This is a genomic window from Streptomyces sp. NPDC087310, from assembly GCF_044744405.1.
GTDB lineage: Bacteria > Actinomycetota > Actinomycetes > Streptomycetales > Streptomycetaceae > Streptomyces.
The window spans coordinates 826,867-838,554 of the sequence record NZ_JBIUYF010000003.1 but is presented as its reverse complement, the minus strand read 5'-3'; the positions used below and the strand labels follow the sequence as shown (position 1 = coordinate 838,554).

Below are 11,688 nucleotides of genomic sequence, written 5' to 3'. Positions count from 1 at the left end.
CCGGCCCGGCGACCGGCGGGCCCAACGCGAGCGCATCACTTTCCACGACTGGCAGCCCGGCCCGTCGGCCGACAGTTCTGCGTCTGAGGTGCGCTACCCACGCCCAGCGGAGTTTGGCCTACGGCGGATGCGCCGTCTGGCTCGTTCAAGGATGTCGTCATAGGCAACGAGCGTGAGCCCTGGAACGTCAGACTCTGCCTCTCGTAGCTGGATCGGGTCGACGGCCTTACGCTGTCCAATCACAATGATCACGCGCGGCCGAAAGAAGCGAAGGCCATACATCTCGTGCACGGCCTGACGCCGCCGCTCATCGTTGAAGTAGTTCTGGTAAGTGCGCATCTGGCCAACCGCGTCCATGACCTTCGCAGAGAGGTGGATGCGGCTGTCGATGCCCGCCAGTAGTCGATGTTGGGGAAGCTTCAGGTCCAAAAGATCGCAGAGGTCGGCAGGGTTGGAGGGGGCGAGTGCAAAGTCCGGCCGGAGCGATCTGCCATCGCTGAGCGGCAGAACCAGTTGCGGAACGGCTCCCTCGTAGGCATCGCCTAGCAGGAAGTCCGGGTGTTGCTCGAAGAATCGCTGGAGATCGGCTTCGCGTACTCGCGGGTAATTGATCAATTCTTCCAGTTGGCGGGTGAGGGCCGCCAGGCTTGATGTAATCGAGGCGCTGCCGAAGCCCAGCAGGTCATGGGCGGTATTGAGCCCGGAGGGCAGCCGCACCGAACCATCCACGTGGAGGGAGGCAAGCCTAAGTCGGCCATTCACCATCGAGATCGCCACGGTCTCGCTCGTCGAGTCTAGCGCCCCACTAATACTGACCAATTCGATGGTCAGCTCTCGGGACGCGTCACTGACGTAGCGGTCCACCCAGTCGATCACTGAATGACCGTCATCGATATCCACGAGTACATGGAGATCGCCAGGTTGGATGGGCTGCAGCAGGTGGACCCGTTTCCTGGGGGCGAGGCGAACGGAGAGCATAGGTTGGACCCGCCCACCGTCTCCGAGAAGCGGCTTCGCCACCCATCCAGGACGACTGAGGGTCTCAGCAGCACCTTCCGCCATGAATGAACGGCAGAAGGCCACCACACGCTGACGCTCAGGGAGACTCAGGCGGGGGAAGTGCCAGGTCAGGAAGGACTCAGTCAAGGCGAGACGCTCCAACTGATCTCCCATTCCGGATGGTTGCCGTGACGTTGTGTCCTTGGGGGAGGGCTTCCCCACCCACCCGCAAGCCATACTCTCAAGAACCACTGACACGGCCGACATTCGGGCGCCTCCTGGGTCATTCGATGACGTCGACGCCGTACCTGCGGGCCAGGTCGGCCAGGCCGTGGTCGTAGCCCTGCCCGACGGCGCGCAGCCGCCAGCCGTCGCCTCGGCGGTAGATCTCGGCAAGGATCATGGTGCGCTCGGTGGTGGCGGCGTCTAGGGTGGCCCGGGCGGTCGTGGCCGCGCCGATCCCGCAGGTGACGGTGATCTCGATGGCGCCGATGTCGGAGAACGTCGCGGAGCCGTCGATCGCGGCGGCGATGACGACCTTGCTGACCTCCAGGGGCAGCCGCTCAAGGTCGGCGGTGACAGCCTGCTCCGTCGGACCGTCCGTGGCGAACCGTACGGTGCCGTCCGGGTGCTCGGGCGCGTTGTAGAAGACGAAGTCCTCATCTCCTGCCACCTGCTCGTGCGCGTCGAGCGTGAAAGCGACGACATCCACGTCGCAGGCGGTGTGCTGACCCCACGTGGCGGCCACCGTCCAGGCCGCGTCGAGGTCGGGCAGGTCAATGACGGCGCCTCGGACCAGTACCTCTGCTGTGTCCGGCTGATCCCTGGTCATGCTCTGCCCCGGTACGGGCGTAGCCGCAGGGACGGGCGTGGCGAGCCAGTCGGCGTCGTGCACGCGCAGGCCGAGGGAGGCGATGCGGCTCATGCGCCGGTCCGCTTCACCGCCGCGCAGCACCACGACGTCGGTCACTCTGGCCGAGAGGTTGACCGCTGCGGAGGCGCCGAGATCGGCAACGCGGGAACGTGCCGCCGCAGCCTCCTCGTGGGTGCCGCCCAGCACCAGGACCCTACGCCCGGCCAGTGACCGATCCGCGGCGGCAGTGGGCGTGGTCGGTGCAGTGGTGCGCTGTGCCGGAATGCTCGGCGCGATGGTGGGCCGTGCGGTCGTAGCGTGCCCGGGCGCTTCGGCCATGTGGCGTTGCCCGGCGGTGCCGGTGCGGGCGGTGCCCTTGGCCTGGCCGGGCTGCACGTTCTCCAGCAGCCCCAGGTAGGTGGGCTCGTCCACGAGAGGGATGCCCTCGGCTGAGGCGCGGCGCAGTTTGGTCGACGCCGCGCTGGGATCGTTGGTGACGACAACGCTGGTCTGGCGGCTGACCGAGGTCATCAGGTTCAGCCCGGCTACCACCGAGCGGGCGACCAGTTCCTCGCGGGAGACCTGGGTGTCCCCCGTGATGGTGACCTTCATCCCTTGCACCAGTGGCCCGCCCGCGTCCAGACGGCCCGGGTTGCGGTAGGCGCAGGGGGTCTTGGGAACGTAGGGCTTGTAGTCCTGGCGGGGCGGGCAGGCCAGCAGTGGCAACGGCAGGCCCAGCCGCTCGGCGGCGCCCAGAGAGCCGCGAAGGACGCCGGAAAGTACCCGTACGTCGTCCCGGGCGTCGTGGGCCCGCTCTTGGCGCACGCCGTAATGCGCGGCGAGAGTGCCCAGCTTGAAGTCGGGGGTCGCGGGCCCGACCAGGCGGTTGAGGGCCAGAGTGCACAGGCGTCTGCTGACCGGGACCCAGGAACGAACGCGGGCGAACTCATGGGCCAGGAAGTCGTAGTCGAACTGCGCGTTGTGGGCGACCAGGACGCGGCTGCGGAGCAGTGCCCCTACCTGCGGCGCTACGTCCTCGAAGGTGGGCGCGCCCGCAAGACGGGCGGTGGTGAGACCGTGGATGTGTACCGGGCCCGGGTCGCAGCCCGGGTTGAGGAGGGTGGAGAACTCTCCTGTCTGCCGGCCGTGTCCGTCCAACGTGATTACCGCCAAGGACAGGACGCGATCCCGGCCGGGCCTCAGACCCGAGGTCTCCACGTCCACCAGCGCCCAGTCGTGGAAGTAGTCGGGCAGGGTGGGCCACTTCGGGCTCGACGACAGCACGGCCATGCTGGAGCTCCCCTCCCGGGTGCGGCAGACGGCACGAAGTCTGCCCGCGGTAATGGTCGACCGGGTGGGATTTTTGCACGGGCGTAGCGCTGTTCGTGGTGGAACCGTCACGGAGAGCCAGACCATCTGCTAGGCCGCTTCGAGCTTCCCATGGCGAACGGGGCCAACGTCTACACCGCGGAGACTCGGGCCCGCCGGGATTCAAACGGCGCTCTGGTATGTCGCTGGCCTGCGGTGGTATGGCGAAAGCCGCGCTACTTGTTCACCGACGGTCCCCTTGTCCGACATAGGGAAGCCCGCCATCTCCCTGCTGAGTCCGCTCGACTTTGTGCTACCGATGCGCTGCCGGTCGCGCTCGCAGAAGTCCATCGAGGACGCGCACCGGTGACGTGGAGTGCATCGCAAGCCGGGCGTCGAGCGCCGCCTCCCACTGCTCGGTCAGCCCGACCATAAGGCGCTTACGCATGCCAGGGGTGACATGGGCGTAGCGCGCCGAGACGGAGCCGTCGATGTGGCCCATGCGCTCGTCCATGAGCACCTTTTCCGTGCCGAGGTCCTCCATCGCGGTCCGGTGGGTGTGGCGGAGGCCGTGGGGTGTGAGGCCCTTGGCGATCGGGAGCCAGCAGGCGTCGGCCCGGTCGCCGGCGCCGCGTCCTCGGGCCGGGACCCCGGGCCATGGCTCGCCGAGCAGCGGTACGGGTCGGGCCTCCTGTGGCGCCTTCTTCGGGTACCAGCCCGAGACCGCCGGGGTGAACAGCCACGTCGCGAAGCCGTTTCGGCGCCAGTGGGCGGCGTGCTGCGGCACCGCGCCGCCCCGTACGAACCCCAAGTCCGCGATGGCCTGCTTCACCCGCGCCCTCTTGGCTTCCGTGACACGGTCAGGGTGGTTGAGGACGTTGGACACCGTGCCGGTGGAGACCTCGGCGCGGCGCGCGACGTCGACGAGTTTCGCGCCTTGGTGGCCACCGGTGCGGGCAGCGCCCTGTCCCCGGAAGACATAGGTCTTGCCGTGGCATGGGCAGGGCGCAGGCTTCGTACGTGCGACATGGTTGGCGACCAGGGCTGACAGCCAGTCCATCGCGTAGATGGTGCGGTAGCTGTCGTCCTTGGGCGGGCAGCGCACCAGCTCGCCCGTGTCGAGTTCGTACAGCTGCCACTCGACGCGCACCGAGCCCGGACGGGCGAACTCCGTCTCCAGGCCGACGACTTCACCCCAGCGCATGCCGGTATATCCCTTGAGGACCACGGCGACGAACTCGTCGTCGCGGCCGGAGAGGAGAGCGGCGCGTTCGGCGGTCAGCAGGATGCCGAGCGGGTCGGTGACGACCTTCTCCGGGCCGCGGTCGCGGGAGCGGCCGGCGCGCTTGCCGCGTCCGCGCCGCCTGGTGGCCGGGTTGGACGTGATCAGGCCCTCGTCGATCGCGTCCTCGAAGATCAGGTGGAGCGTCGAGCGCCAGGTTTTGACGCTGGAGGCCGCGTAGACGGCCTTCTCCTTCTTCTCCCAGAGGTCGACATCCGTGCGAAGGATGCCGGCGAGCGCCTTGTCCTCGAAGTCGGGGAGCAGGTGCTCCTCAATGTGGCGCTTGTAGTTCTGCATGGTCGAGGCGGCGAGGTCCTGGGCCTCGTACCAGCGGTTCGCGTACTCGCCGAAGGTCTCCTGCCCGAGTGCCGGGTCGCGCCAGTCACCTCGCCGGTATTTGTTCTCCGCCTCGCTCGCGGCGCGCTGGGCCTCGCCTTTGGTGGCGAAGCGGATGGCCTTGCCGTTGTCGTCGATGACCGTGAGGTGCTTGCCGGGCGCCGTCTTGTACCGGCCGCGCCAGTAGTTCCCACGCTTCTCCGCGAAGCCCAACTTCTCTCTTTCTGTCCGCTCTTGGATCGTGGCTGGGCGCGGGCGCGCTACACGACGGGCTCGTACTGGGTGCGGCGCGGTGGCCGGGCCCGCAGACGCGCCGTCGTCGCGGCCGTAGTCGGCCGAGAAGACTGGGTGGAACGAGTTCGGGCAGCGGGAGGACCTGTTACCGCTGGGTCGGCCGGCGCGGCGCTGATGAATCGTTTCGGACGCTCTTCGTGGAGGCGGATGATCTCGGCGAGGTGTGGGGCGGTGAAGCGGTAGGAGCGACCGACGCGGGTGTGCGGGATGAGTCGGCGCCGGGCACGGTCCTTGACCCACCAGGCGGAGCAGCCGAGGGCTTGGGCGATCTCCTCGGGGCGGTAGAGACGGGGCAAAGGGGCGTCACCCTCGTTGGCAGGAAGGTGGCGCACGAGGGCGGGCGGCATCTCGGAGTCGCGCAAGAAGGGCGGGTCCTCACTCGGTTGGGGGACTGCTCGGTCGGTGTCGCTGGACGGCACTCGTCACGTGGCGGTCGGCCTCTGCGGGAGCACGAGAGGCGAGACGAGGAGGGCGTCGGCGATCACGACGGGGTCGTCGACGTCGTCGAGGTCGCAGCGTCGTTGGACGGGTTCGACGCGGGACAACGTGGTGTTGGACATCGGGTGGCCTGGAGCGGTCACCCGACAGGCCGACCGGCGTTGCGAAAGGACGATTTCACTGCGGAGGATTTCGATGGATCGGGCGGCCTTTATTTCTGCCGGGCCGATTTCCGATGAACGTGTGGACATAACTTCAATTGAAGGGCCGGTTCGCCGGTTTGGGTAACCGGCGATCGTGGTCTATATTGCGCTCGCGTGGCTCCCTGCGCAGTGATTCGAGAAGGTTGAGACGGGCCATCGACGACGCTCCAAGGGTGTTCTGACGTGGGGTGTTGTGTTGTAGCTTCCCCGTCGGCGACACGTCAACGGCTTCCCACTGTGACGCTTCTGGCTCGGCGTCCGGGGCAACTATTTCGTCAGCCGCCGATCGTGCCCTACAATTTTGAGACCGCCTTTTACCGCCTGTCTTTTCGGCAGCCTTTCTGCCGTGAGAGATTTCGCGGGATTGGGCTGGACTTGCGCGGCCTGGGTGTGGCTGTGTTGATGACACCCCCGGGGAGCGCGAGCGGCTATCAGCGCGCCACGCGTCGTCGACCGGTCCCCCTGACGCCCGTACCGCCACGATCGACGGTGATCCGTGGGCGCCCGCCCACCTGCAACCGAGTGAGGAACCGCCCCTCTTGGCACGAATCCGCACCATCAAGCCCGAAGCCTTCGTCTCCGAGTCCCTGGCCGCCGTCTCCCTGGCCACGGAGCGGACCTTCCTCGGCCTGCTCACCCAGGCCGACGACCAAGGCCGGCACCGCGACCACGCCGCGATCATCGCGGGCCAGCTGTGGGTCCTGCGACCGGAGCACACCCCGTCCGATGTCGAGACGGACCTCGCCCAGCTGGCTGACGCCGGACTGATCTGCCGCTACAAGAGCCCGGACGAGAAGCGCTACTTGCATATCGTGACCTGGCACCTGCATCAGAAGATCAACCGGCCGAGCAAGAGCCGCCTCCCTGCCTGCCCTCATCACAGCGCCTCGGCCGGAGACCCTCCGAACACCGCGAGGGTCAGCGTCACGGAGCCCTCCCTGCCGCCTCACGGAGGATTCCATGAGGACGCACAGGCTGCGCGCGAGACTGCGCCAAATCGGCGCGTCAATGGAGAATCCGCAGGTCAGGACAGTTTCATGGAGTCCTCCGTGAGGGCTCACGCAGAACACCCGGAGCCGTCGGTGAAGCCTCACCGCCCGGATCTAGGACCTAGGATCATGGATCTAGGAAGTACCCCTCCGGGGGCGCGAGCGCCCCCGCGCCCGACACCGTCTCGGCCAAGCAGCTCCTTCGCGAGTACGTCGCGGCGTGCAACCACCGCCCGCCGGACGCCTTCCTCAACCAACTGGGCGGACAGGTGCGCAAGCTGCTCGACGAGGGCATCGCCCCCGCTCACCTACGAGGCGCCCTCGAACGCCATCGCGCCAAGGGGCTGTCCCCGAGCGTCCTGCCCAGCCTCGTCCACGAGGTCATGAACGCCGCTTCCCCGGCCGTACCCGCCACCCACCGGACGTGGACGAACCCCACCGATGTCGTCGCCGCGTACGGAGATGAGCTCTGACCGCCACCCTCGCACGAGAGCCCCGCCCAGTCGGTCCGCTTACCGACCGGCTCACCACGATCCTGGCCGGCCGGGGCATCGCCCCCGGTGTCATGGCGGAGGAGCCTCCGGCTGAGCCCGTCACAGCCCTGGAACTCGCGGATGCCCGTGTCCCCGCCCGCTACCGTCGCGCCTTGGCCGATCACCCGCGGATCACCACTTGGGCCGACCAAATCGCCCGAGCTGGACGCCCCGGTCCCAGCGGACCCGGCATCGCCGAGGGTCCGTCGCTGCTGATCGCCGGTCCCACCGGCACGGGCAAGACCTATCAGGCATACGGCGCCGTCCGCGCCCTCCTCACCCGGGGCGTCCGCCTGCGCTGGGAGGCCACCACCTCCGCCGACCTGCACGCACGGCTTCGCCCCCGCGCCGGCCACGACGGCGAACGGGACCTGCGGACGCTGGCCCGCTGCCCGCTGCTGCTCCTGGACGACCTCGGCGCGGCCAAGACCAGCGAGTGGACCGAGGAGCTGACCTACCGGCTGATCAACCACCGGTACGAGCACATGCTCCCCACCCTCATCACCACCAACCTCCCCACAGCCGAGCTGCGCACCGCGCTCGGCGACCGCGTCGCCTCACGCCTGGCCGAGATGACCGAGCGCGTCGTCCTCACCGGTCCCGATCGACGCCGTAACGCGCCCGCCTCCTGACATCAGCCGCGCGTCCCCCCTTGCCACCCTCACCGCATCCCGCCCGCGCACCGGCATGCCCCGCTCGCGCGAGCCTTTGGAGAGCCTCTGCATGACTTCCGGCGACATCGTGCCCACAAGTGCCGCAGAGACAACCGCAGCGTCCCTCGCTCACTGGATCACCCCGACCGCGGCAGCGGTAATCGTGCTCGTCGCCCTTGCCTTGACCGCTGGATGGCTGTGGCAGCGCGCCCGTAAGCGCGACACCGAAGGGCCGCGCCATGGCACTGCCGCGGTCCGGGTCGCCGCCGTCGCCGCGATCGGCTGCACCGCCTACAGCGCGGACACCAGCTGGCGGTTCGCCGCCGACTACCTGGACATGGGCGGCACCGTCGAGCGCGCGGCGATGTTCGCCGCCGCCGAGCTCGCCCTGTTCGCCACCGCCCTGCTCGCCCGGCAGAACCTCAACGGCCCGAAGCAGGCACCCGGCCTGCCCGGCACCCTCACCTGGGTGATCACCGCCGTGCAGATCCTGCCCGCCTATGCCGAGTCCGGGCCAGTGGGCGGAACCGTGCGGGCCTTCGTCGGCCCGGTCCTGGCGGCGATGCTGTGGCACCTGGCCATGGGCATCGAACTACGCCACCGCAGCCCGCACGCCGACTCCCGCGGCTTCGCCGCCGTCCTCGCCCGGCAATCACGCGAACGGCTGCTGGCCCGGCTCTCGATCGCCGATCGGGACGCGGACGCTGCCCGGATCATCCGCGAGCGCGCTCTCGACCGGGCCGTCACCCTGATACTCCAGGCGGAGGCCATGACGCCCGAACGGCGCGCCAAGCGGCGCGGGCGGCGCCTCACCCGCCGTCTGCACCAGGCACTGGAGCGGGCCGACGTCGACCGTGACGAGCGCCAGGACGAGCTGCTGCTGCGCAAGCTCGCCACCCGCCAGCAGGCTCTCGCCCTGGCCTCCGTCTCCCTGCCTGCCCGTTGGCCCAGCCCGGACGCGGGCCCGACGGGCAGCGCCGCGACTGCCCGCCAGCGAGCCGCAGTGGCGACGCGGGCGGAAGTTCCGGGCGGCCCGCTCTCCAAGGTCACGGGCGGTGACGCCCTCGACCGGGCAGACCGCCCGCTACAGCCCGCCCGCGCCGCTGTCGGCCCGGAACCGGAACCGGGCGAGGCAGCGCCGCACGTCGATCCGGGCAAGGCCGCACGGGCGAAGTCGAATCGCCCTGGCAGAAAGCCACGGGCGACACCGGACCTGCTCACCACGTACGCAAAGCGCCTCCACCACGAGACCGGGCGCCTCTCCCGTGACCTGCTGGAGGAGGCCGTACGCGCGGACGGCCACAGCGTCGGCAGCGACATCGCCGGAGAAGTCGTCCGCAGCGTCAAAGCCGACCTGGGGACCAGGCCCGCCGACCAGCCGTACTGAGACCACACCTACCTCCAGCACTCAAGGAAGGCCGCTCGATGCACGACTCCCACCACGAACTGCACCACGCCCAGACGAAGATCACCAACCCCGCCCCAACGAGAGCAAGTTGGAGGTTCGGACACTCCCCCGCGGGGGGAGCGCCCGAACCCGACCCCGCCCCAGGGGTGGCGGGGCCCGTCCGGCGCCAGGGGGCGTCGGACGGGGAGGCTGCGACCGAGGGCGGATCGCAGTCGGGCAAGGCCAGCCGCCCGCGCAAGGCCGGGAAGGGGAAGTCGCGTCCGCGCGACAAGAAGCAGCGCCCCGCGCACAGCGTCCGTCTCAACGGGCAAGAACTCGACATCATCCAGTCCGGCGCCGACCACGTCGGCATGAGCGTGGCAGGCTTCCTGGCCCACTCCGCCCTGGCCGCCGCCCGTGACCAGTCCCGCACCGCGGCGATGATCGCGACTGAACGGGACATCCTGGCGGCCCTGTTCGGCGTGCGCCGTCAGCTGGGCTGGGCCGGCAGCAACGTCAACCAGGCCGTCAAGGCTCTCAACGCCGGCGCCGACGCGCCGCATTTCGCCGCCGCCCTCACCGACCTGCAACGCGCCGCGCGGGCCGTGCAACGGGCGGCCGACAGGATCACCGACCGACAGGAGGAGCAGGCGGCTTGATCCCCCGGATCCACCAGCAGGGCAGCCGTACGCTCGGGCTCCTGCACTACCTGTACGGCAAGGGCACCCACGAGGAGCACATCGACCCGCACCTGGTCGCTTCCTTCGACGGCATGGCCCCCGATCCCGGTCGCGACCCTTCGGTGACGAAGAAGGACCTCCAGCACCTCCTCGACCAGCCTCTGTCGCTACTCGACGCGGGCCATCGTCCCGACCAACACGTCTGGCACTGCTCCGTACGCGCCGCCCCCGACGACCCGATCCTGTCCGACGAGCAGTGGGGCGACATCGCCCGCCGTACGGTCGCCGCCACCGGCATCGATCCCGGCGACGGCGCCGGCTGCCGGTGGGCCGCTGTCCGGCACGCCGACGACCACATCCACATCATCGCCACCCTGGTCCGCGAGGACGGCCGCCGCCCGGACCACCACCGCTCCGGCAAGCGCGCCCAAGCAGAGTGCCGGCTGATCGAGAAGGAACTCGGCCTGCACCAGGTCGCATCCGGGGACGGCACCGCGGCCAAGCGGTCCACCAGTGCCGAGCGGCACAAGGCCGAACGCGAGGGCAGGTCACGACCTGCTCGCGAGGAGCTGCGGGAGACGGTACGGCGCGCGGTGGCCGGCGCGACGAGCGAGGAGGAGTTCTTCGACCGGTTGGCCGCAGCCGGGCTGCTGATTCGCAAGCGCGTCGCACCCTCCAGCGACCTCCTCGGCTACAAGGTCGCTCTCCCCGTCGACCGCAACAAGGACGGTGAGCCGGTCTTCTACGCCGGTTCCACGCTCGCTCCCGATCTGTCCCTGCCCCGCGCCCGCGAACGCTGGGCCCGTCCTGCGGAGGCTGCCCCGTCGGGGGACAGCGCCCGGCCGGAACAACCCGCCCTGCCGGATGTGACTGGGCCCGCGTTCGCGCGGCGCCGGGCCTCCGCCGCCACCTGGCAGGCCCTCCTGATCATCGACCAGGACGACGACGGTGCGGCAGCGGCCCAGATCGCTGCGGCGGGGGAGATCCTGGACGCGATCGCCAAGACCTCCGCCGCCCACACCCGCGCCGAACTCCAGCAGGCTGCGCTCGGGTTCGAGCGGGCCAGCCGCTCCCACGTGAAGGCCGTACGCGGGCACGACCGCGCCCTGCGCCAAGCGGCCCGCGATCTCATCCACAGCGGTCCCGCCCTCGGTCGCGGGGAAGACGGCGCCACCACCGCCATGCTCATCGACATGGCCTTCTTCCTCGCCATCGCCGCGGCGAACTGGCATGCCAAAAGGCACCACGGCCAGCAGGCCGCCGCCGCCCGACAAACCGCCGGACACCTGCGCGCCGCCTACCAAGCCGCCGCGGGTGAACCTATGGCCGCCCTCCGCTATCGGGGCCAACATCTGGCCCCGCGAGTCCGGCAGCGGCAAGCCGACCTTCTCCACCAGGTGCTGCCGACCCTGGCCACACGGGTCCAGGCCGAACCCGGCTGGCCCGCCCTGGCAACCACCCTCGATGAAGCCCGCAGAGCCGGTCACGATCCGGCGGCTCTGCTGATCGAAGCCGCCCGGCGGCGCGAGCTGGGCACCGTCACCTCCATCAGTGACGTCCTCGTCTGGCGCCTGCGGCGCGGCGCCCATCTGCCCGCCCTGGCCGAAACCCGCCACGACACACCCGCCCGAGGCAACCGGCGCAAAGAGTCCTCGGTGTCCAGCGCCCTGCCGTCGCTGAGTACTGTGAACGATCCCAACCGGCGACGCTGACCGGGAGCCCACGCAACACAC

Annotated in this window: 9 protein-coding genes and 1 pseudogene; 5 read left to right on the top strand and 5 right to left on the bottom strand. The window is 69.7% G+C overall.

The annotated features are described in order from the left end of the window. Nucleotides 1-93: 93 nt before the first annotated feature. From ACIO3P_RS14315 to ACIO3P_RS14295, 5 genes are all read right to left on the bottom strand, one after another. Nucleotides 94-900 (bottom strand): Shedu anti-phage system protein SduA domain-containing protein, encoded by an 807-nt coding sequence (locus ACIO3P_RS14315; protein ID WP_401849432.1) that lies wholly within the window; start codon nt 898-900, stop codon nt 94-96. A gap of 382 nt (nt 901-1,282) precedes the next feature. Further along, complete coding sequence (locus ACIO3P_RS14310) at nt 1,283-3,142, bottom strand: TerD family protein (protein WP_401849430.1); 1,860 nt, start codon at nt 3,140-3,142, stop codon at nt 1,283-1,285. Nucleotides 3,143-3,473: 331 nt separating this feature from the next. After that, nucleotides 3,474-4,991, bottom strand: coding sequence for a LacI family DNA-binding transcriptional regulator (locus tag ACIO3P_RS14305; RefSeq protein WP_401849428.1), 1,518 nt, complete (start codon nt 4,989-4,991; stop codon nt 3,474-3,476). Nucleotides 4,992-5,038: 47 nt separating this feature from the next. Further along, nucleotides 5,039-5,419: a helix-turn-helix domain-containing protein gene (locus tag ACIO3P_RS14300; RefSeq protein WP_401849550.1), complete on the bottom strand. Its 381-nt coding sequence runs from the start codon at nt 5,417-5,419 to the stop codon at nt 5,039-5,041. Nucleotides 5,420-5,494: 75 nt separating this feature from the next. Continuing rightward, on the bottom strand, nt 5,495-5,632 hold the full coding sequence (locus ACIO3P_RS14295) for an XRE family transcriptional regulator (RefSeq protein WP_401849426.1): 138 nt from the start codon (nt 5,630-5,632) through the stop codon (nt 5,495-5,497). Between the two features lie 620 nt (nt 5,633-6,252). Here ACIO3P_RS14295 and ACIO3P_RS14290 point away from each other — a divergent pair. From ACIO3P_RS14290 to ACIO3P_RS14270, 5 genes and pseudogenes are all read left to right on the top strand, one after another. Next, nucleotides 6,253-7,175 (top strand): annotated as a pseudogene (locus ACIO3P_RS14290) (hypothetical protein). Beyond that, nucleotides 7,172-7,867, top strand: coding sequence for an ATP-binding protein (locus ACIO3P_RS14285; protein WP_401849549.1), 696 nt, complete (start codon nt 7,172-7,174; stop codon nt 7,865-7,867). The pseudogene ACIO3P_RS14290 and the gene ACIO3P_RS14285 overlap by 4 nt, the downstream one beginning before the upstream one ends. Before the next feature lie 91 nt (nt 7,868-7,958). Then, nucleotides 7,959-9,275, top strand: a complete 1,317-nt coding sequence (locus ACIO3P_RS14280) for a hypothetical protein (RefSeq protein WP_401849425.1) — start codon at nt 7,959-7,961, stop codon at nt 9,273-9,275. 38 nt (nt 9,276-9,313) lie between these two features. Continuing rightward, complete coding sequence (locus ACIO3P_RS14275) at nt 9,314-9,934, top strand: mobilization protein (RefSeq protein ID WP_401849423.1); 621 nt, start codon at nt 9,314-9,316, stop codon at nt 9,932-9,934. Beyond that, nucleotides 9,931-11,667 (top strand): relaxase/mobilization nuclease domain-containing protein, encoded by a 1,737-nt coding sequence (locus ACIO3P_RS14270; RefSeq protein ID WP_401849421.1) that lies wholly within the window; start codon nt 9,931-9,933, stop codon nt 11,665-11,667. Before ACIO3P_RS14275 ends, ACIO3P_RS14270 begins: the two co-directional genes overlap by 4 nt. The last annotated feature ends 21 nt before the right edge of the window (nt 11,668-11,688 follow it).

Coding starts and splice junctions, on each gene's coding strand:
- ACIO3P_RS14310 (WP_401849430.1), bottom strand. CDS start 3,142: ATGGCCGTGCTGTCGTCGAGCCCGAAGTGGCCCACCCTGCCCGACTAC.
- ACIO3P_RS14295 (WP_401849426.1), bottom strand. CDS start 5,632: ATGTCCAACACCACGTTGTCCCGCGTCGAACCCGTCCAACGACGCTGC.
- ACIO3P_RS14280 (WP_401849425.1), top strand. CDS start 7,959: ATGACTTCCGGCGACATCGTGCCCACAAGTGCCGCAGAGACAACCGCA.
- ACIO3P_RS14300 (WP_401849550.1), bottom strand. CDS start 5,419: ATGCCGCCCGCCCTCGTGCGCCACCTTCCTGCCAACGAGGGTGACGCC.
- ACIO3P_RS14275 (WP_401849423.1), top strand. CDS start 9,314: ATGCACGACTCCCACCACGAACTGCACCACGCCCAGACGAAGATCACC.